The following is a 20,062-nucleotide window of genomic DNA, read 5'->3' on the forward strand; positions in this document are numbered from 1 at the left end:
GAACTGCACCGCGATGTGGAGAATTCCATGACTGCTCGTTACCCGCACCTGCTGGCCCCGCTCGACCTCGGCTTCACCACGCTGAGCAACCGTACACTGATGGGGTCCATGCACACTGGTCTGGAAGAGAAACATGGCGGCTTCGAGCGCATGGCGGCCTATTTCGCCGAGCGCGCCCGTGGCGGTGTCGGCCTGATGGTCACTGGTGGCATCGGCCCGAACGAGGAGGGCGGCGTGTATTCCGGGGCGGCCAAGCTGAGCACGCCGGAAGAAGCCGAGAAGCACAAGGTCGTTACCCAGGCCGTGCATGAGGCCGGCGGCAAGATCTGCATGCAGATTCTGCATGCCGGGCGTTATGCCTACAGCCCCAAATCCGTTGCGCCGAGCGCCATCCAGGCACCGATCAACCCGTTCAAGCCGCGTGAGCTGGACGAGGAGGGCATCGAGAAGCAGATCGCCGACTTCGTCAATTGCGCCGCGCTGGCCCAACAGGCCGGTTATGACGGCGTCGAGGTAATGGGCTCGGAAGGTTATTTCATCAACCAGTTCCTGGTTGCCCACACCAACCACCGTACCGACCGCTGGGGCGGCAGCTACGAAAACCGCATGCGCCTGCCGGTGGAAATCGTCCGCCGCGTGCGCGAGGCGGTGGGGCCGAACTTCATCATCATCTATCGCCTGTCGATGCTCGATCTGGTCGAGGGTGGCAGCACCTGGGACGAGATCGTGCTGCTGGCCAAGGCCATCGAGCAGGCCGGCGCCACCATCATCAACACCGGTATCGGCTGGCACGAAGCGCGCATTCCTACCATCGCCACCAAGGTGCCGCGCGCGGCCTTCACCAAGGTCACCGCCAAGCTCAAGGGGGAGGTGTCGATCCCGTTGATCACCACCAACCGCATCAATACCCCGGAAGTGGCCGAGCAAGTGCTGGCCGAGGGCGATGCCGACATGGTGTCGATGGCGCGTCCGTTCCTCGCCGACCCGGACTTCGTCAACAAGGCCGCCGAAGGCCGCGCGGACGAGATCAACACCTGCATCGGCTGCAACCAGGCCTGCCTGGACCACACCTTCGGCGGCAAGCTGACCAGCTGCCTGGTCAACCCGCGCGCCTGCCATGAGACTGAGCTGAACTACATCCCCGCCACCACGGTGAAGAAGATCGCCGTGGTCGGTGCCGGCCCGGCTGGCCTGGCCGCTTCCACCGTCGCCGCCGAACGTGGCCACAGCGTGACCCTGTTCGATTCGGCCAGCGAGATCGGCGGCCAGTTCAACGTGGCCAAGCGCGTGCCGGGCAAGGAAGAGTTCTTCGAGACCTTGCGTTACTTCAAGCGCAAGCTGGAAACCACTGGCGTTGACGTGCGCCTCAACACCCGTGTGTCGGTGGACGATCTGGTCAGTGGCGGCTTCGACGAAATCATCCTGGCCACCGGTATCGCGCCGCGTACGCCAGAGATTCCGGGTATCGAGCATGCCAAGGTGATCAGCTACCTGGACGCGATTCTCGAGCGCAAGCCGGTCGGGCAGAAGGTCGCGGTGATCGGCGCCGGCGGTATCGGTTTCGATGTTTCCGAGTTCATCACCCATCAGGGCAAGGCCACCAGCCTCGACCGTGACGAGTTCTGGAAGGAATGGGGTATCGATACCGCGCTCGAAGCCCGTGGCGGCGTGGCGGGTGTCGAGGCGCATCCACACCCGGCGGCGCGTCAGGTATTCCTGCTGCAGCGCAAGAAGTCCAAGGTCGGCGACGGCCTGGGCAAGACCACCGGCTGGATTCACCGCACCGGCCTGAAGAACAAGAACGTGCAGATGCTCAACAGCGTCGAGTACGTGCAGATCGACGATGCCGGTCTGCATATCCGCATCGCTGGTGGCGAGGAGCAGGTGTTGCCGGTCGATACCGTGATCGTCTGCGCAGGCCAGGACCCGCTGCGTGAGCTGCAGGACGGTCTGGAGAGCGCTGGCCAGCGCGTGCACCTGGTCGGTGGCGCGGATGTCGCCGCCGAGCTCGACGCCAAACGGGCGATCAACCAGGGCTCGCGTCTGGCTGCTGAGCTGTAATGATGACGCCCCGCCTACAGACCGTTTGAAAACGTAGCGAGCGAAGGTCAGGCAAGGCAAAAAATGGCGAGAAAGCGCAGTTTACGAGTTGTAAATGAGCATTTTGAGCCGTTTTTTAACGCAGCATGGCCGAGCGCAGTAGTTTTCATACGGTCTGCTGCGAGGTGTTGGCTGTCTGGCCTGACAACAATAAGGAGAAGCCGATGTCTCTCAATACCCAGCTACAACCTGCCGCTGCAGCCAGCCTCGAGCGCTGGCACCAGTTCGTTGCCGCCAAGGATCTGAGCGCCTTGCCTGAGTTGCTGCACCCACAGGCGGTGTTCCGCTCACCGATGGCACATACACCGTATCCGGGGGCGCAGGTGGTCAATCTGATCCTCAATACTGTGCTCAAGGTATTCGAAGACTTCGCCTATCACCGTGAACTGGCCACCGCTGATGGTCTCAACGTGGTGCTGGAGTTTTCCGCGAAGGTTGGTGGGCGCGAGTTGAAAGGAATCGACATGATTCGCTTCGACGACTCGGGGCGAATCGTCGAGTTCGAGGTGATGGTGCGTCCGATGAGTGGGCTGCAGGCGCTCGGTGCCGAAATGGCCCAGCGCCTGGCGCCTTTTCTCGCTGCAGCCAAAGGCTGAACGGCGCTCTACTTGAGAACGCCCACTTCTCGATAAAAGCGCTCGGCGCCTGGGTGCAGCGGAATCGGCAGACCACTGGTGGCGCGCTCCAGTCTGATGTCCTTGGCTGCCGGATGCGCTTCGGCCAATCGGTCGAGGTTCTCGAAGAGCAACTTGGTCATCTGATAGGCCATGGCGTCGGAAACGCTGGTCTGGCTCACCAGAACGTTGGTGATGGTCGCCGTCGTCACGTCGCTGCCCTGGCCTTTGTAGGTGCCGGCAGGAATGGTGCCCGACTGATAGGCGCTGCTGCCGATACCGCCGGTAAGGATGTTGATCGAGGTTGGATTAGCGTGAGCGTTGGGACTACTGGCCAAAATCGCGGCAGCGGCGAACAGGCCAAGGCGCTTGGCTAAGTGCATGGGAATTCTCCGTTGTTGTTATTTTTAGCTAAGGACGCGGCAGTGCTGTGCAGGCAGTCTTCTGGCGCCGGAATAGGCACTCGCGAAGCGGATTGAATGATGAGGGGTTGGCAGTGAGGTGATAGCAGAACATGGCTGACCTCTTGTCTTTTTTATCAGTCCGGCCGCGCGACAGGCGCGCGAGCTTGTACGTGCCAGAGCGGGTGACGTGCCAGGTTGTCGGATCACTGCTCTGGAGCGGATGAGCCCAATGCTATGGGCTGAAATAGGCAAAACTCCGCTTGTGAGGCAGGGTTGAAAAGCAAGAATCCGCCGATCGAGTTGTGTTGGGCAGGCTGTTACTCATCCCGGCGGACCGGACCGCTGGCAGCTTTCGTACTTTCCGGTCTGGTCACATTTTTGCGCCAAGCAGTGGCCTATTTGGGCTGGCTCGCAGAGTGAGTGCCAACCCAGTCACATTGCTGTGGTTGGGTTTTCCCCTAGACTTGCTCGAGGTATCAAGGACGATATCAGTGCAGAGTCTGCGCTGCGCTGGCACGCGACGTATTCCCGGTTGGTCCAGAGGGTCCTCAATGAGCATGCAGAACAAGCCGCAGATGGTGGAAGCCGTGATGTTCTTCAGTGAACGCGGTATCTGCAAACAGATGATGTTCCCTGAGTTCGAGGCTTTGCTCGACGGCGTGGTGAACATGCCCGAGTTCGCCGACGAACAGATGCGTGCGGTGTTCGTGGTGATCAACCCGCGCCTGCTGGTCAGGGCTGCGGTGTTCTTCTTTCTGGATTTCGACGAGGACGGTCGCCCCGATAAGGGCTGGAACATTCCTCTGCAACACCTGGCCGAGCGTGCCGGCCGTGGTCCGGATCTTGGCGCTGGGCCGATTCGCCTGGCCTGTCGCAGCCAGTGTCCGGTTTCCTGGCATCAGATGCACCTTTGGGACCCGAGTCTGGCACCTGCTCAAAATGACCTGGTGTTGCTGCGCGATGCAGTCAAACGCAATCAGCTTGGGTTGCTGATCGAGGACGACAGTGCTCAGGCGGTGGTTGCCGAGCGTTTGCAGGTGGCCTCCGAAGATAAATGGTATGCGCCCGATCCGGCCAAGGAAGTGGCCGAGCAATTGGCGCAGAAAATGGATCAGGAACATCGAGCCAAGACCGCGCAGCTGATTCAGCAGCAGCGTCTGCGCATCACCAGCCTGACCCAACAGCATGAAGACGAACTGGCCAAGTTCAAACTGGCCAGCGAGGAGCAGAGCAAGAATCTGCAGGGGCAGATTCATGGGCTGCATCAGGCGCTGCGCCAGCAGGAGGAGCTCAACGCTAACCTCAAGGCGCAACTGGCCGCCCAGGCTGAAAGTTTCCAGAGCAGCCGTGAAGACATGACTCAACAGCTGCGTGCCCTTGAGCGTCATGGTCGTACCGAGGGCGACATCCTGCGTGCGCAGTTCGACGGCGAAATGCGCGCCAAAGTCGTTGCGGCCGTGGCGGAGTACAAGGAACAGATCGCCATTCGTGACGTTGAACTTGCCTATCGCAACGAGCTGGATGCCCAGTTGCAAGCGGAAATCGAGCGCCTCAAGCGTGAGCGCGATGCATTCGCCAGTCAGGGCGGTGACCAGGTGCTGGATCGTCTGGCCAAGCTTGGTGTGGTGTTCGTGGTGTACCACCCGGGCGCTGGGCACCTGACCATTCCTCTCCAGGACGTCGCCCGCTACCAGGACAACCCGATGGCCTACGCTGCGGGTAAATGCTTCGTTTCCGAAGAGCAGTATCGCCACTGGTTGGCGCATTATCAGCAGCCCAGCTGCGACGCATCCTTGCCCAGTGGAGAGCGCTGCGCCATTCCCATCGACCGCGTCGATACGCCCAGCCGTTTCGCTCTGGGTGATTCGAACTGCTGTGCGCGGCACAAGGCGAGCAGTCGTCTGCGTACCGTCAGCTGATCTTGCCAGTACGGATTCCCACCTGGCGTCCGCGGGCGCCGCTACAACGTCTGCAACTGGACTGGCTCGAGGCTGCCGGCGTCGAGCTTGCCTGTTTGCGCCTGGATCTTGTCGACCCCCTGTTGTCCGGCAACAAGTGGTTCAAGCTCGCGCCCTATCTTGAACAGGCAGCTGCGGACGGTGCGCAGGGGGTGATCAGTCTGGGGGGCGCACACTCCAATCATTTGCATGCGCTGGCTGCGGCGGGACAGCGTTTCGGCTTCACCAGCGTCGGTCTGTTACGTGGTGAGGCGCAGCAGACCCCGACCGTCGATGATCTACAGCGCATGGGCATGACCCTGCACTGGCTGGGTTATGGCGGTTACCGTGCGCGGCATCAGCCGGATTTCTGGGGGGCCTGGCTCGCTCGATACCCGAATTTTCAGGTGATTGGTGAGGGCGGTCTGGGACTTCAGGGCGCCAATGGCTGTAGCTGTCTGGTGGAGATGGCCGAAGCGCAGTTGGCCGATATCGGCTGGTCTGATTTCGATGCCTGGTGGCTGGCTGCGGGGACCGGCACCACCCTGGCTGGTTTGCTGCTGGGTGATGGTCAGCGCAGCGTATTCGGCGCGCAGGCGGTACCCAATGATCACGGCGTCGCCACTCAGGTCGCCACGTTGCTGGACGAGGCCGGGGCGTCGGCGCGGCGTCACCAACTGATCGAGGCAGCACGCGGCGGTTTTGCCCGTATCGATGAGCCGCTACGCCAGTTCATCCTGGAAACCGAGCAAGCCTGCGGTGTGCCATTGGAGCCTGTGTATACCGGCAAGGCGCTGATGGCGCTACGCGATTTCTGCGAGCAAGGTCAACTCGCACGCGGCACTCGGCTGATCTTCATTCATACTGGCGGCTTGCAAGGTCGACGGGTGTTGATGGGCGCCAGTGCCGACTACACTCAGGTCTGACCAGCGGAGCCTGGAAATCCTCATGAGCGAACCCCTTACCCCCGAACAACTGCGCAGCCTGACGCCGCTCAACGCGCTTTCCGCGCAGCAGTGGCGCGAGTTGCGTAGCCAGTTGGTGCCGCAGCCGCTGCTGGCCGGGCAACTGCTGTTTCGTCAGGGGGATCAGGCGCGCCTGACCTGCTATCTACTGGCTGGCGAGTTGCAGTTACAGGATGCTGCGGGCAGGACGCAGACGTTGCAGGCCGGTAGCGAGATCAGCTGTCACCCGGTGTCACCCGGCCTGCCGCGGTTGCATGACGCTCGCGCCTTGACCGATATCAGCGTGCTGATGATCGACAGTGCCACGCTCGATCGCCTGTTGACCTGGCGTCTGGCGCATCAGGATCTGTTACTGGCATTGCAACACAGTGGCGCCGATATCGAATGGCTGGAGCGACTGCTGGAAAACCCGCTATTTGCCAAGGTGCCGCCAGCCAACGTGCAGAACATGCTGGCGCGGCTGCAGAGGGTCGAGCTGGCTGCTGGCAGTCAGGTGCTTGAAGAAGGCGCTACCGGCGATTGTTGCTACTTCCTGGAGAGTGGCCGCGCCGAGGTGATTCGCGGCGCCGGCAGTGATCACCAGGTGCTGGCGGAGCTGGAGGTGGGCGCCTGTTTCGGTGAAGAAGCGCTGCTTGCTGATCGGCCACGCAATGCCACGGTGACCATGGTCGAGGCGGGCAGTGTGTTGCGCCTGGATCGTCAGGATTTCTTTGCTTTGCTCAAGGCTCCAGTCGTGGCCGAGGTGTCGCTGGGCGAGGGCGCCAGGTTGCTGACGCAGGGCGCGCAGTGGCTGGATGTGCGGCTGCAGGAAGAGTACGAGAAGGCGCACGCGCCGCAAGCGCTGCATATGCCGCTGCAGCTGTTGCGCCTCAAGGCGCGCCTGCTGGATCTCTCACGTACCTACCTGTGCTATTGCGATAGCGGCAAGCGCAGCAGCAGTGCAGTGTTTCTGCTCTCGCAACTGGGTTACAGCGTCTATGCCCTGCGTGGCGGCCTGGATGCCCTGCCGGCGGTACAGCGCGACGCCCTGCTGTGTGAAAGCGGGGCAGGGTATCTGGCGCGTTCCGGTGGGCGTACCGAACGTAGCCGTTGATTGGCACTGGCCCTGCGGCCTATCAACGAGGTGGGTGACGCCCGCGGATTGCCGGTAGCAGCATCCCGGATTGCATTGGGCTACGACTGCGCCGGCCACTGATCGTTGACCAGAAACACCCGTTCGACCTCTCGCCAGTTCCCGGCGTGATCTTCCTCCAGGCGCACCAGCAACTGCGCCTGAGCGTCCGGTCGTAACAGCTTCAGCCATTGCTGGAAGGTGTCTGCGGGCCAGGCCTCGCCAGTCTTTATCAGCGCCGGTGCGAGCCAGGCCAATCGCGGCAAGGGTTGCCAGCGAGCGTCTGGTTTGGTCGCGGCGAAAGCATCCCAGTCGCACTGGTGTAGCCAATTGCCCCGGCAGTGCTCGGGGCCCGCGCCGCGAGGTGATGGGCAACCATCAGGCCAGGGGTAGAACAAGTAGCCGCCGAGCCAGAAGGCGGACCGAGTATCGCCCAACTGCAGCTCGTTCAGGGGCGCGCGTGCCTCGCGGCGCGACGACAGGGGCAACTGGTGTTGCGCGAGGTGACCGAGTTTCAGGTCAAGCCGATCATGGCTGCCGGGGCCGAGCCAGTCCGCCGCGTCGCTACCGCGCGTGCCCAGGTAGAACTTCACCGCCAACTCCAGGTGATGCTCGCCTTCCGCGTCGCGCAATAGCAGGTCCAACTCGCCCAGTGTCTGGCCGTTCTGACGGATCGGCAGGTTGGCGGCGACGACCTCGACATCCGGCGCCGCGTGCAGGGCGAACTGCCACAGGCGTTCGTAACAAAGGCCGAGGCGGCGCACCGGTTTCGCGGCCAGCCAGGCATGCAGGGCACCGGCATCGTTGTCCTGCTGTACGAGCCAGTCAGTCAGCCGCTGCGGTTGCTGCGTCCAGCAACTGGCCTGTAGCGGATGACGCTGGACTTTCGTGGTCTCACCCAGCATGGGTGGCGAGAGCAGCGCCCAGGCCAGGTCACGCACAGCCGGGGTACGCAAGCCCAGCAGCAGATCGTGCAGCGAGTCAGGAGCAGTCATCACCCGAGCATAGCGCAGTAACAGTGCTGGTTTGCTGCCGCCCAGGCCTTTGGCCGATAATCTCTCTTCGTTTCTTATCTGTCTGGCGGGAGTCCCATGGAGCAATTTCGCAATGTCGGCATCATCGGGCGCCTGGGCAGCACGCGGGTGCTGGAAACCGTGCGGCGACTCAAGCGCTTTCTGATCGACCGCCACCTGCATGTGATCCTCGAGGACACCATCGCCGACCTGCTGCCTGGGCATGGCCTGCAGACCTCCTCGCGCAAGATGCTCGGCGAGGTCTGCGACCTGGTGATCGTCGTCGGCGGCGACGGCAGCATGCTCGGCGCGGCGCGCGCCCTGGCGCGGCACAAGGTACCGGTGCTGGGGATCAACCGCGGCAGCCTGGGCTTTCTCACCGATATTCGCCCCGATGAGCTGGAGCTCAAGGTGGCGCAGGTGCTTGAAGGCCACTACCTCACCGAGAACCGTTTTCTGCTGGAGGCCGAGGTGCGCCGCCAGGGCGAGGCCATCGGCCAGGGCGATGCACTCAACGACGTGGTACTGCACCCCGGCAAGTCGACGCGGATGATCGAGTTCGAGCTGTATATCGACGGCCAGTTCGTCTGCAGCCAGAAGGCCGACGGCCTGATCGTCGCCACGCCCACGGGTTCTACCGCCTATGCGCTGTCTGCTGGCGGGCCGATCATGCATCCCAAGCTCGATGCCATCGTGGTGGTGCCGATGTACCCGCATACGCTGTCCAGCCGGCCTATCGTGGTCGACGGCAACAGCGAGCTGAAGGTGGTGGTATCGCCGGACATGACCATCTATCCGCAGGTTTCCTGCGACGGCCAGAACCACTTCACCTGTGCGCCGGGCGACACCCTGCACGTGGCGAAGAAAGCGCAGAAACTGCGCCTGATCCATCCGCTGGATCATAACTACTACGAGGTCTGCCGCACCAAGCTGGGTTGGGGCAGCCGCCTGGGAGGGCAGGACTGAATGTCCCTCGACCCCCATCGTGGCTATGACCTGATCGGTGATATCCACGGTTGTGCGCGCACCCTCGAACGTCTGCTCGATCGCCTGGGTTATAGCCAGCAGGGCGGCGTGTGGCGCCATCCGACGCGCATGGCGCTCTTCCTCGGTGACCTGGTCGACCGCGGCCCGGGCATTCGCGAGGCCCTGCACCTGGTGCACGATATGGTCCGCGCCGGCCAGGCGCTGTGCATCATGGGCAATCACGAGTTTTACGCGCTGGGCTGGAGCACGCCGGCACCGCCAGGCAGCGGGCGTCACTACGTGCGCGAACACAGCCCGCGCCACCAGCGCCTGATGCGCGAGACATTGGCGCAGTTCGAGGATCATCCGCAGGAGTGGCGCGAGTTCCTCCGCTGGTTCTACGAGATGCCACTGTTCATCGACGCCGGGCGCTTCCGCGTCGTGCACGCCTGCTGGGATGCCGAGCTGATCGCACCACTGCAGGCGCAATTTCCCGATGGCTGTATCGACGAGCATTTCCTGCAGGCCTCGGCCGTGCCCGGCAGTTTCGCCAACATGGCGCTCGATCGCCTGCTGCGCGGCACCGACATGCGCCTGCCGCACGGCCTGACCCTGACCAGCGGTGATGGCTTCACGCGTTCCTACTTCCGCACCAAATTCTGGGAGGAGGACCCGAAGACCTATGGCGATATCGTCTTCCAGCCCGATGCCTTGCCGGAGCTGGCGGCGCAGACGCCGCTGACCGAGCTGCAGAAGGATGAATTGCTCAGGTACGGTGCGCACGAGCCATTGCTGTTCGTCGGGCACTACTGGCGGCGGGGCAAGCCGGCGCCGATTCGGCCCAATCTGGCCTGCCTGGACTACAGCGCAGTGGTCGGCGGCCGCCTGGTGGCTTATCGCCTGGATCAGGAAACACGTCTTGATGCGGGCAAATTCGTCTGGGTCGATGTCGACCCGCAGGAGGCGCCGCGATGACGACAGTAGAAGTGCTGCGCTTGCCGCTGGATACCGACTTGAGCGGCTTCGTTGGCCTGTTACAGCGTTTGAACGTGCCGCACCGGGTGGCGGAAGAGGGCGGTGAGCAGGTGCTCTGGGTGCCAGGTGAACAGCTTGCCGGGCAGGTGCGCGAGCTTTATGCGCGTCACCCGCAGGGCGACGCCGGTGGAGAGTTGCCGGCAAGCGCTGGGCCTGTGCGGGACGGCTTCTTCACGCAGCTGCAGCGCAGTCCGTTTACGGCACTGGTGCTGCTGGCGACCTTCATCGTCTTTGCCGTGACCTTGGCGGGCGAGAATTTTTCCACTATCCGCTGGCTGAGCTTCGTCGATTTTCGTATCGACGGTGAGCGCATCTATCTGACCTATCTGGATGCCACTTTGGGCAGCGGTCAGTGGTGGCGCCTGATCACGCCGATGCTGATTCACTTCGGCTGGCTGCACCTGGCGATGAACAGCCTGTGGTACTGGGAGCTGGGGCGGCGGATCGAGTTTCGTCAGGGGGCCATTGGCCTGCTCGGGCTGACCTTGCTGTTCGGCCTGGCGTCGAACTTCGCCCAATACTGGTGGGCTGGGCCGTCGTTGTTCGGCGGGTTGTCTGGCGTGCTTTATGGCCTGCTCGGGCATTGCTGGATCTACCAGCGCCTGGCACCGAATCCGGCCTACCGGCTGCCGCCCGGCGTATTGGTGATGATGCTGATCTGGCTGGTTGTTTGTATGACCGGCATCTTCGAAACCCTGGGGGTTGGCGCTATCGCCAACGGCGCGCACCTCGGTGGCCTGCTCATCGGCTGCCTGACGGGGCTGCTTGGCGGTATGCTGGCCCGACGTAGTGCTTGATCCGACTTTAGACCTGTAGGGCGGGTGCAACCCGCCAGCTCTGTGTTTCGGCGGGTTTCACCCGCCCTACGATTTATCTGGAGACCTGTATGTCGTCCTTTCTCGATGCGATTGAAAACATCACCCCGGAAATCTACGGAAGCCTCAAGCTGGCCGTGGAAATCGGTAAATGGCCGGACGGCCGCAAGCTGACTCAGGAGCAGAAAGAGCTGAGCCTGCAGGCAATGATCGCCTGGGAAGCGCAGAACCTGCCGGAGGACGAGCGCACCGGTTACATGGGCCCTCAGGAATGCAGCAGCAAGTCCGAGCCGGTACCCAACCTGCTGTTCAAGTCCTCGGATACCCTGCACTGATGAGTGAATTGGGACGTGGCTCGCTGAGCAAAATGAAGGCGCACCTGGACGCACCGGTGCAATACGCTTTCCGCCTGGGCGAGGAAGAAGTACCGGTCAATCCGCTGGTGGGCAAGCACTTGCGCCTGGAATTCCTCGGCGCCATCCACTGCACGCACTGCGGGCGCAAGACCAAGACCAGTTTCAGCCAGGGCTACTGCTACCCCTGCATGCAGAAGCTGGCGCAATGCGATGTCTGCATCATGAGCCCGGAGCGCTGCCATTACGATCAAGGCACCTGCCGCGAGCCGAGCTGGGGCGAGCAGTTCTGCATGACCGATCATATCGTCTACCTGGCCAACTCCAGTGGCGTGAAGGTTGGCATCACCCGCGCTACTCAGGTGCCGACGCGCTGGATCGACCAGGGCGCGACCCAGGCGCTGCCGATTCTGCGCGTGGCCACCCGGCAGCAGTCCGGCTTCGTCGAGGATCTGCTACGCAGTCAGGTGGCGGACAAGACCAACTGGCGTGCGTTGCTAAAGGGCGACGCTGAGCCGGTCGATCTGCTGGCCATTCGCGAGCAGTTGTTCGACAGCTGTGGCGCGGGCATTGCCGAGCTGCAGCAGCGCTTCGGCCTGCAGGCCATCCAGCCGCTGTCCGCGGCCGAGGTGCAGGCGATTCGTTATCCCATCGAGGCCTATCCCGCCAAGATCACCAGCTTCAACCTGGACAAGCAGCCGCTGGCCGAGGGTACCCTGCTCGGTATCAAGGGCCAGTACCTGATGTTCGATACCGGCGTGATCAATATCCGCAAGTACACCGCCTACCAGTTGGCCGTCCACGAGATCGCCGCCTGACACCCGATTGCCACCGGCGCCCGAGGCGCCGCAGACGAGAGGCCAAGAGCCATGCGCACCGAACAATCCAAGACCATCTACCTGAAGGACTATCAGGTTCCCGATTACCTGATCGACGAGACCCACCTGACCTTCGAGCTGTTCGAGGATCACAGCCTGGTGCACGCGCAACTGGTCATGCGTCGCAACCCTGAAGCCGGTGCCGGTCTGCCGAAACTGGTGCTCGACGGTCAGCAACTGGAGCTGCTGGAGCTCAAGCTCGATGATCGCGAGCTGAGCGCGGGTGATTACACCCTGACCGACAGCCACTTGACCCTGCAGCCGACCCAGGAGCGCTTCGTGGTCGACAGCAGCGTGCGCATCCACCCGGAGAGCAACACCGCGCTGGAGGGGCTGTACAAGTCCGGCAAGATGTTCTGCACCCAGTGCGAGGCCGAGGGCTTCCGCAAGATCACCTTCTACCTCGACCGCCCGGATGTGATGAGCAAATTCACCACCACGGTCAGTGCCGAGCAGCATGCCTATCCGGTGCTCTTGTCCAACGGCAACCCGATTGCCAGCGGCAGTGAAGAGGGTGGTCGCCACTGGGCGACCTGGGAAGACCCGTTCAAGAAGCCGGCCTATCTGTTCGCCCTGGTCGCCGGTGACCTCTGGTGCGTCGAGGACAGCTTCACCACCATGAGCAACCGCGAAGTGGCGCTGCGCATCTACGTCGAGCCGGAGAACATCGACAAGGTGCAGCACGCCATGGACAGCCTCAAGCGTTCGATGAAGTGGGACGAGGAGGTCTACGGCCGCGAGTATGACCTGGACATCTTCATGATCGTCGCGGTCAACGACTTCAACATGGGCGCCATGGAGAACAAGGGCCTCAACATCTTCAACTCCAGCTGCGTGCTGGCCAAGGCCGAGACCGCCACCGACGCTGCCCATCAGCGCGTCGAGGCGGTGGTGGCACACGAGTACTTCCACAACTGGTCGGGCAACCGCGTGACCTGCCGCGACTGGTTCCAGCTGTCGCTCAAGGAAGGCTTCACCGTGTTCCGCGACAGCGAGTTCTCCGCCGACACCCATTCGCGTACGGTCAAACGCATCGAGGACGTGGCATACCTGCGTACCCACCAGTTCGCCGAGGACGCGGGCCCCATGGCCCACCCGGTGCGTCCGGACGCGTACATGGAAATCTCCAACTTCTACACCCTGACCATCTACGAGAAGGGTGCCGAAGTGCTGCGCATGATCCACACCCTGCTCGGGCCGCAGTTGTTCCGCAAGGGCTCGGATCTGTACTTCGAGCGCCACGACGGCCAAGCGGTGACCTGCGACGATTTCGTCAAGGCCATGGAAGATGCCAGCGGTATCGATCTGACCCAGTTCAAGCGCTGGTACACCCAAGCGGGTACGCCGCGCCTGGCGGTCAGCGAGGCGTATGACTCCGCCGCGCAGACCTACAGCCTGACCTTCCGTCAGAGCTGCCCGGCTACGCCGGGGCAGAGCGAGAAGCTGCCGTTCGTGATTCCGGTGGCGCTCGGCCTGCTCGATGCCCAGGGCGTTGAGCTGCCGCTGCGCCTGCAGGGCGAAAGCGCGTCGCAGGGTACTAGTCGAGTGTTGTCGGTGACTGAAGCCGAGCAGACCTTCACCTTCGAGGGCGTCGCCGAGAAGCCGCTGCCCTCCTTGCTGCGCGGCTTCAGTGCGCCGGTCAAGCTGCACTTCCCCTATGACCGCGATCAGCTGATGTTCCTCATGCAGCACGACAGCGACGGCTTCAATCGCTGGGAGGCTGGCCAGCAATTGTCCGTGCAGGTGCTGCAGGAGCTGATTGGCCAGCATCAGCGCGGCGAGGCTCTGAGCCTGGATCAACGCCTGGTCACTGCGCTGCGAACCCTGCTTGAAGACGAGTCGCTGGATCAGGCCATGGTCGCGGAGATGCTTTCGCTGCCGGGCGAGGCCTACCTGACCGAGATCAGCGAGGTCGCAGATGTCGAGGCCATCCACGCCGCGCGCGAATTCGCCCGCAAGGAGCTGGCTTCCGCGCTATTCGCCCCGCTGTGGGCGCGCTACCAAGCCAACCGTGAAGTCTCCAAGGCCACCCCTTACGTGGCCGAGGCGGCGCACTTCGCTCGCCGCAGTCTGCAGAACATCGCGTTGTCCTACCTCATGCTCAGCGAGAAACCCGAGGTACTGGCGGCTTGCGTCGATCAGTTCGACAACGCCGACAACATGACCGAGCGCCTGGCGGCCCTGGCCGTACTGGTCAATTCGCCATTCCAGGAAGAGCAGGGCAAGGCACTGGCCATGTTCGCCGACTTCTTCAAGGACGATCCACTGGTCATGGATCAGTGGTTCAGCGTGCAGGCTGGTTGCCCGCTGCCGGGTGGTCTGGAGCGCGTGCATGCGTTGATGCAGCACGAAGCCTTCACCCTGAAGAATCCGAACAAGGTGCGTGCGCTGATCGGAGCCTTCGCCAACCAGAACCTGATCAACTTTCACCGCGCCGACGGGGCGGGCTACCGCTTTCTCGCCGACCAGGTGATCACCCTCAATGCGCTCAACCCGCAGATCGCTTCGCGCCTGCTGGCGCCGCTGACCCGCTGGCGCAAATACGGTTCGGCGCGTCAGGCACTGATGAAGGCCGAGCTGGAGCGCATCCTCGCTTCCGGCGAGCTGTCCAGTGATGTCTATGAAGTGGTGAGTAAAAGCCTGGCGTAAGACGGTTTTGGCTTTACAGGAAGTGTTACCGGCCTATGGCTGGTAACACTTTTTTGTTACCCAGCGAAATATGCGGGCCGCTGGTTATGTGTTTGTACACTTAAATTCGAGTGTCGGTGCTTGACAATGAGACGTTATTTTTAGCCGCTAACCCATGCATAGCAGGGGGGGATTGGCATAAAGCGTCGGATCGTAGGACAAAGTGCGCCACTTTTTCTCGTCTTTTGGTCAGTGGCTGATCAGTCACGAAAAGAAACCACCCAGCGGCTCTCCCACGCCTGTTTGCGCTGATACAACTGTTTGAATTGGCACCATGGTTGCAGTACTGAGCAGGACTTGACCGCGTGCAAGCTCTCGCTGGTCGTTGGAACATGTCGCTACAAAATAGAAAACACAAGCCGTCGTCAGTACGGCAATTCGCGACCCGGCTACGGGATCGCCCAAAAGAATGATCTGTCCACGGAGTGAGTCTCGATGGAAATTAAGTCCCGCAAGCCCGTTCTACGTTTTGCCCCGGCCAAGGCCGGCTTTGCGTTCGCAGGCGTTCTGCCGTTGCTGGTCGCCGCCCAGGCTCAAGCGGTGGAGTTCAGCTTCGCCGATAACGAAATCACCGGTTCCATTGACACCACCATCTCCTACGGCCAGCTGTGGCGCGTACAGGGGCAGGACAAGACCAACAACGACATCAACACCAACGATGGCAACCGCAACTTCGATACCGGCCTGGTTTCCGAAGTGTTCAAGATCACTACCGACCTGGAGGCTTCCTACCAGAACTATGGTGTCTTCGTCCGTGGCACGGCTTTCTATGACACCCAGATCATGGACAAGCGCAACGATTACTATGATGCCAACACACCGGCTCAGCCGAGCCAAAGCTATCCGCGCGATAACACCTTCACACGTGAAACCCGCCACAAGGCAGGTCGTGACGCGCAGATTCTTGACGCCTACGTCTATGGCAACTGGGACGTGGCCAACATGCCTGTCTCTGGTCGTTTCGGTAAGCAGGTATTCAACTGGGGCGAGGGTCTGTTCTATCGCGGTGGTGTGAACACCACCAACCCGGTCGATGCTGCCAAGTTCCGTTTGCCAGGCTCGGAAGTGAAGGAAGTGCTGGTTCCGGTCGAGGCTCTTAGTTTCAACATCGGTTTGACCGATAACCTTTCGATGGAGACCTTCTATCAGTTCAACTGGAAAGAGAGTGCTATCGATCCGGTCGGTACCTATTTCTCTGAGACCGACTTGTTTGCTGACGGCGGTCATACCGCTTATAACGAAAGTGGTGCGCTAGCTGGGGCCCTGACACCGAACCCGCTGCTCGGTGGTCTTTCGCTTTATCAAGCCTCCGTATTGAACCCTGCTTATGGGCTGAATGGGAGTTCATTTGCCACGTCTGACGCTTTCAAAGTTGCATCTATCAAGAATGACCTGAATGCAAAGAACGATGGCCAGTTCGGCGTTGCGTTTCGCTATATTGCAGAAGAGTTGAACTCAACGGAGTTCGGCTTCTACTTCGTGAACTACCACGCCAAGGAGCCGTCGATTTATGCGCAGCTCGATGATGCCTATGGCGGTATGACGGCAGGACAATTTGGTGCTCTCGTCGGTAGTGCTCCTGTTCAGGGCGCGGCTCTGCAGACCGCAGCTGCCGCAGGTGTGGCAGGTAGCCCCGCTGCTGTTGCGGCTATTGCACGGCAAATTGCTGGTGGTCTGGTTTCAGTTGATCTGGCCGATCAGATCCAGGCTAGTCGCCAATATGCTGAAGATGTCCGTATGATGGGTTTGAGCTTCAACACCACTGTGGGTAATGCCTCGGTGTTTGGTGAATTCTCTTACCGCCCGAATCTTCCGATTGGTATTGCAACTACCAACGACCTGTTGGGGCAAGTGCTCCAGCAAGCGCCGCAGATCGCTCTGGGTCAACAGGTACAGGTTGGAGGCCAGACGGTGAGTCTTGATAATCGCCGCTTGAGCAACTACGAGCGCGTTGAGGCCTTCAATACTTCCATTGGCACCATCTACAACTTCGGCCCGTCTCTGGGCTTTGATTCTCTTTTTGGTGTGGCTGAACTCGGCTCTGAGCATATTCGCGGCAGCAGTCTGAAATACACAGACTTCCAGGGGAACGTGCGTTATTACTCTGGTCGTGCAAATGGATCCTACATCTCCGGCTACGATCGCGACGATCAGATCAACAAGAACGCCTATGGCTACACTCTGGTGCTCTCCGGTACCTGGAACGACGTTTACGCTGGCGTGAACCTGTCGCCCTTCGCCGTGTTCAAGCACGATTTCGAAGGTAACTCGCACCAGACCGGCAACTTCATCGAAGGTCGCAAGGCCTACACCGTCGGTATGCGTGCCAGCTACCTGAACAGCCTGGAAGCCGAGCTCCAGTACACCGAGTTCTATGGCGCAGGCCAGAACAACGGTGCGCGCGACCGAGACAATATCGGTCTGAACGTCAAGTACTCCTTCTAATACCCATAACCAGAAAAAACGCCGGGCGCCGTTGGGCGCCCGGTCAGACTCTTCACGGAGAATTACCCATGCTGAACAAGCACAGGCTGATGGCCGTAGCCGTTGCGCTGGCATTTTCCGCCGGCTCCGCGCTGGCTGCCGTTTCCTCGCAGGAAGCCGCAAAACTTGGCGATACCCTGACTCCCTTCGGCGCCGAAAAAGCCGGCAACGCAGCCGGCACTATTCCGGCCTGGACCGGTGGCATCACCCAGCCGCCGGCGGGTTACGCCCGCTCGGGCCAGCACCACGTCAATCCGTTCCCGGACGACAAGCCGCTGTTCACCATCACCGCGGCCAACCTGAGCCAGTACGAGGCCAACCTGACCCCGGGTCAGATCGCCATGTTCAAGGCTTATCCGGAAACCTATCAGATGCCGGTCTACCAGACCCGCCGCTCCGGCTCCGCGCCGCAGTGGGTCTATGACAACACCGTCAAGAACGCCACCAGCGCTAAGCTGGTCGATGGCGGCAACGGCTTCTCCGATGCCTACGGCGGTATCCCGTTCCCGATCCCGCAGAACGGTGTCGAGGCGCTGTGGAACCACATCGCCCGCTACCGCGGCACCTATATTGTGCGTCGCGCCTCGGAAGTGGCAGTACAGCGCAATGGCGCTTACTCGCTGGTCACTTCCCAGCAGGAAGCGCTGTTCAAGTACTACCTGCAGAACGGCTCCTTCGCCGACCTGAACAACATCATGTTCTACTACCTGTCCTTCACCACCAGCCCGGCGCGTCTGGCCGGTGGTGCGGTACTGGTTCACGAGACTCTGGATCAGGTCAAGGAACCCCGTCAGGCCTGGGGTTACAACGCCGGTCAGCGCCGCGTGCGTCGTGCGCCGAACCTGGCTTACGACACCCCGATCGCCGCTGCTGACGGTCTGCGTACCGCCGACGACACTGACATGTTCAACGGTGCTCCGGATCGCTATGACTGGAAACTGGTGGGCAAGAAGGAAATCTACATCCCGTACAACAACTACAAGGTCACCAGCCCCGAGGTTAAGTACAAGGATCTGCTGCAGGTGGGTCACCTCAACCCGGCGCTGACCCGTAACGAACTGCACCGCGTGTGGGTGGTCGAGGGCACGCTGAAGTCCGGCGCCCGCCACATCTACTCCAAGCGTACCCTGTTCCTCGACGAGGACAGCTGGCAGGCTGCGGTGGTGGATCAGTACGACGGTCGTGGCGAGCTGTGGCGCGTTTCCATCGCTTACCTGAAGAACTACTACGATCTGCCGACCACCTGGTCCGCGCTCGATGTGTTCCATGATCTGCAGGCGCGTCGTTATCACGTGCAGAACCTGGACAACGAAGAGAGCAATACCATCGACTTCACCCAGGCCACTCCGGACGACGGCTACTTCAAGCCAGCAGCCCTGCGTCGCCGCGGTACGCGATAATAGTCGTGTAGTCTCACGCGAAGGCCGCTACAGTAGTAGCGGCCTTTTCGTATCAGCTTGATGGATAGGCTTCTATCACGCGGGTTTTGCCTTAACAAAACATAACGTCGCGCCAATTGTCAGGGCTTTCCGAAGCTCGCTAGGATGAGCGGCCTGCTAATCAGCAGTACCGCCTATAACAAGAAAGGGGGAAGGTATATGAGTGAGCCCGTCATGCGGCGCACCCAGTCCGGTCTGGCGCCCATCCTGGCGCGCAAATCGGCGCTCCGTGTCCATTCGCCGCTGGCTAAAGCGCTCTCGCTGTGCAGTGTGCTTTCCATTCTGGCTTTCGCTGCCGCACCCTTGCAGGCCGAGACCTCGGCTGCGGCTGATGCCGGCTTCGCCATCGAGTCGCCCAAGGCCGTGCACAGCCTGTTGCTCGATGTGGTCAACACCGGCGAGCGCCTGGTTGCCGTTGGCGACCGTGGCCACATTCTCTATTCCAACGACCAGGGGCAAAGCTGGCAGCAGGCCAAGGTGCCGACTCGCCAGATGCTGACCTCCCTGTTCTTCGTCGATGCGCAGCATGGTTGGGTCGTCGGTCACGATGCGCAGATCCTCGCGACCACCGATGGCGGCCTGACCTGGACCAAGCAGTACGAAGACCTCGAACGCGAGGCGCCGCTGCTGGATATCTGGTTCAAGGATCTTGAGACCGGCTACGCCGTGGGCGCTTATGGCGCGCTGCTGGAAACCAACGATGGTGGCCAGAACTGGGAAGACGCCAGCGATCGTCTCGACAACGAAGACGCCTATCACCTCAATGCCATTGCCGCTGTGAAGGACTCGGGCCTGTTTATCGTCGGTGAGCTGGGCCAGATGTTCCGCTCCGCTGACTGGGGCCAGACCTGGGAACGCATCGAGGATCTGCCCTACGAGGGTTCGCTGTTCGGCGTGCTCGGCACCGACCAGTCGGCCACCTTGCTGGCCTACGGCCTGCGCGGCCACCTGTTCCGTTCCACCGACTTCGGTGATAGCTGGCAGCAGGTCAAACTCAATACGCCGAACAATGGTCCGCTGGAGTTCGGTCTGGCCGATGGCGCGCTGCTCAATGATGGCAACGTCGCTGTGGTAGGGCACGGTGGCACCGTGTTGCGCAGCAAGGATCACGGTCAGACTTTCAGCCTGATCAACCGTCCCGACCGCCTTTCGCTGGCCGGGGTAGCTGCACTGGATAACGGCAACCTGATCCTGGTGGGGCAGGGCGGCGTTCACCTCGCCGCCTCGACTGGCGCCGATCTGGGCCAACAATAACAAGCC

15 protein-coding genes and 1 pseudogene are annotated in these 20,062 nt (G+C 61.6%); 14 read left to right on the plus strand and 2 right to left on the minus strand.

The window, feature by feature from the left end:
* Positions 1 to 27: 27 nt before the first annotated feature.
* Positions 28 to 2,061 carry an NADPH-dependent 2,4-dienoyl-CoA reductase gene (locus tag AAEQ75_RS16100; RefSeq protein WP_343349707.1) on the plus strand — a complete coding sequence of 678 codons (2,034 nt, stop codon included), beginning with the start codon at positions 28 to 30 and terminating at the stop codon, positions 2,059 to 2,061.
* Positions 2,062 to 2,264: 203 nt separating this feature from the next.
* Positions 2,265 to 2,696 carry a nuclear transport factor 2 family protein gene (locus AAEQ75_RS16105; protein ID WP_343349708.1) on the plus strand — a complete coding sequence of 144 codons (432 nt, stop codon included), beginning with the start codon at positions 2,265 to 2,267 and terminating at the stop codon, positions 2,694 to 2,696.
* Between the two features lie 8 nt (positions 2,697 to 2,704).
* On the opposite strand, the pseudogene AAEQ75_RS16110 reads toward AAEQ75_RS16105, so the two are convergent.
* Positions 2,705 to 2,992 (minus strand): annotated as a pseudogene (locus tag AAEQ75_RS16110) (TAXI family TRAP transporter solute-binding subunit); the annotation flags it as partial.
* Positions 2,993 to 3,669: 677 nt separating this feature from the next.
* Between AAEQ75_RS16110 and AAEQ75_RS16115 the strand changes: the two are divergent.
* The 3 genes from AAEQ75_RS16115 to AAEQ75_RS16125 are packed head-to-tail and all read left to right on the plus strand — an operon-like array spanning position 3,670 to position 7,113.
* Positions 3,670 to 5,037, plus strand: coding sequence for a chromosome partitioning protein ParA (locus AAEQ75_RS16115; RefSeq protein ID WP_125880265.1), 1,368 nt, complete (start codon positions 3,670 to 3,672; stop codon positions 5,035 to 5,037).
* A gap of 2 nt (positions 5,038 to 5,039) precedes the next feature.
* A complete protein-coding gene (locus tag AAEQ75_RS16120; RefSeq protein ID WP_343349711.1) occupies positions 5,040 to 5,981 on the plus strand; it encodes a 1-aminocyclopropane-1-carboxylate deaminase/D-cysteine desulfhydrase in 942 nt (313 codons plus the stop codon).
* Between the two features lie 22 nt (positions 5,982 to 6,003).
* A complete protein-coding gene (locus AAEQ75_RS16125; protein ID WP_343349712.1) occupies positions 6,004 to 7,113 on the plus strand; it encodes a cyclic nucleotide-binding domain-containing protein in 1,110 nt (369 codons plus the stop codon).
* 80 nt (positions 7,114 to 7,193) lie between these two features.
* Here the strand turns inward: AAEQ75_RS16125 and AAEQ75_RS16130 are convergent, their stop codons facing one another.
* Complete coding sequence (locus tag AAEQ75_RS16130; RefSeq protein ID WP_343349713.1) at positions 7,194 to 8,126, minus strand: DUF1853 family protein; 933 nt, start codon at positions 8,124 to 8,126, stop codon at positions 7,194 to 7,196.
* 96 nt (positions 8,127 to 8,222) lie between these two features.
* On the opposite strand from AAEQ75_RS16130, the gene AAEQ75_RS16135 reads away from it, so the two are divergent.
* The 9 genes from AAEQ75_RS16135 to AAEQ75_RS16175 all read left to right on the plus strand — a co-directional run bounded on the left by AAEQ75_RS16135 (position 8,223) and on the right by AAEQ75_RS16175 (position 20,056).
* The gene (locus AAEQ75_RS16135; RefSeq protein WP_343349714.1) at positions 8,223 to 9,110 is read left to right on the plus strand and encodes an NAD(+) kinase; all 888 of its coding nucleotides are present in this window, start codon (positions 8,223 to 8,225) and stop codon (positions 9,108 to 9,110) included.
* The gene (locus AAEQ75_RS16140; RefSeq protein ID WP_343349715.1) at positions 9,111 to 10,085 is read left to right on the plus strand and encodes a metallophosphoesterase; all 975 of its coding nucleotides are present in this window, start codon (positions 9,111 to 9,113) and stop codon (positions 10,083 to 10,085) included.
* Positions 10,082 to 10,942, plus strand: a complete 861-nt coding sequence (locus tag AAEQ75_RS16145; protein WP_343349716.1) for a rhomboid family intramembrane serine protease — start codon at positions 10,082 to 10,084, stop codon at positions 10,940 to 10,942. The genes AAEQ75_RS16140 and AAEQ75_RS16145 overlap by 4 nt, the downstream gene beginning before the upstream one ends.
* 89 nt (positions 10,943 to 11,031) lie before the next feature.
* Positions 11,032 to 11,295, plus strand: coding sequence for a YeaC family protein (locus tag AAEQ75_RS16150; RefSeq protein WP_343349717.1), 264 nt, complete (start codon positions 11,032 to 11,034; stop codon positions 11,293 to 11,295).
* Complete coding sequence (locus AAEQ75_RS16155; RefSeq protein ID WP_343349718.1) at positions 11,295 to 12,131, plus strand: DUF2797 domain-containing protein; 837 nt, start codon at positions 11,295 to 11,297, stop codon at positions 12,129 to 12,131. Before AAEQ75_RS16150 ends, AAEQ75_RS16155 begins: the two co-directional genes overlap by 1 nt.
* Before the next feature lie 51 nt (positions 12,132 to 12,182).
* Positions 12,183 to 14,840, plus strand: a complete 2,658-nt coding sequence (gene pepN / locus AAEQ75_RS16160; RefSeq protein ID WP_343349719.1) for an aminopeptidase N — start codon at positions 12,183 to 12,185, stop codon at positions 14,838 to 14,840.
* Positions 14,841 to 15,314: 474 nt separating this feature from the next.
* Entirely contained in the window at positions 15,315 to 17,324 is a 2,010-nt protein-coding gene (locus AAEQ75_RS16165) for a DUF1302 domain-containing protein (RefSeq protein ID WP_343349720.1), read from the plus strand.
* A 68-nt stretch (positions 17,325 to 17,392) separates the two neighbouring features.
* A complete protein-coding gene (locus tag AAEQ75_RS16170; RefSeq protein ID WP_343349721.1) occupies positions 17,393 to 18,763 on the plus strand; it encodes a DUF1329 domain-containing protein in 1,371 nt (456 codons plus the stop codon).
* Between the two features lie 198 nt (positions 18,764 to 18,961).
* Positions 18,962 to 20,056, plus strand: coding sequence for a YCF48-related protein (locus AAEQ75_RS16175; RefSeq protein ID WP_430523422.1), 1,095 nt, complete (start codon positions 18,962 to 18,964; stop codon positions 20,054 to 20,056).
* Positions 20,057 to 20,062 lie beyond the last annotated feature (6 nt).

Origin of the sequence: Pseudomonas sediminis, from assembly GCF_039555755.1 — a bacterium.
GTDB classification, from domain to species: Bacteria; Pseudomonadota; Gammaproteobacteria; order Pseudomonadales; family Pseudomonadaceae; genus Aquipseudomonas; species Aquipseudomonas mendocina_D.

Coding starts and splice junctions, on each gene's coding strand:
- AAEQ75_RS16115 (WP_125880265.1), top strand. CDS start 3,670: ATGAGCATGCAGAACAAGCCGCAGATGGTGGAAGCCGTGATGTTCTTC.
- AAEQ75_RS16100 (WP_343349707.1), top strand. CDS start 28: ATGACTGCTCGTTACCCGCACCTGCTGGCCCCGCTCGACCTCGGCTTC.
- pepN (WP_343349719.1), top strand. CDS start 12,183: ATGCGCACCGAACAATCCAAGACCATCTACCTGAAGGACTATCAGGTT.
- AAEQ75_RS16145 (WP_343349716.1), top strand. CDS start 10,082: ATGACGACAGTAGAAGTGCTGCGCTTGCCGCTGGATACCGACTTGAGC.
- AAEQ75_RS16155 (WP_343349718.1), top strand. CDS start 11,295: ATGAGTGAATTGGGACGTGGCTCGCTGAGCAAAATGAAGGCGCACCTG.
- AAEQ75_RS16165 (WP_343349720.1), top strand. CDS start 15,315: ATGGAAATTAAGTCCCGCAAGCCCGTTCTACGTTTTGCCCCGGCCAAG.
- AAEQ75_RS16105 (WP_343349708.1), top strand. CDS start 2,265: ATGTCTCTCAATACCCAGCTACAACCTGCCGCTGCAGCCAGCCTCGAG.
- AAEQ75_RS16170 (WP_343349721.1), top strand. CDS start 17,393: ATGCTGAACAAGCACAGGCTGATGGCCGTAGCCGTTGCGCTGGCATTT.
- AAEQ75_RS16140 (WP_343349715.1), top strand. CDS start 9,111: ATGTCCCTCGACCCCCATCGTGGCTATGACCTGATCGGTGATATCCAC.
- AAEQ75_RS16125 (WP_343349712.1), top strand. CDS start 6,004: ATGAGCGAACCCCTTACCCCCGAACAACTGCGCAGCCTGACGCCGCTC.
- AAEQ75_RS16175 (WP_430523422.1), top strand. CDS start 18,962: ATGAGTGAGCCCGTCATGCGGCGCACCCAGTCCGGTCTGGCGCCCATC.
- AAEQ75_RS16135 (WP_343349714.1), top strand. CDS start 8,223: ATGGAGCAATTTCGCAATGTCGGCATCATCGGGCGCCTGGGCAGCACG.
- AAEQ75_RS16150 (WP_343349717.1), top strand. CDS start 11,032: ATGTCGTCCTTTCTCGATGCGATTGAAAACATCACCCCGGAAATCTAC.
- AAEQ75_RS16130 (WP_343349713.1), bottom strand. CDS start 8,126: ATGACTGCTCCTGACTCGCTGCACGATCTGCTGCTGGGCTTGCGTACC.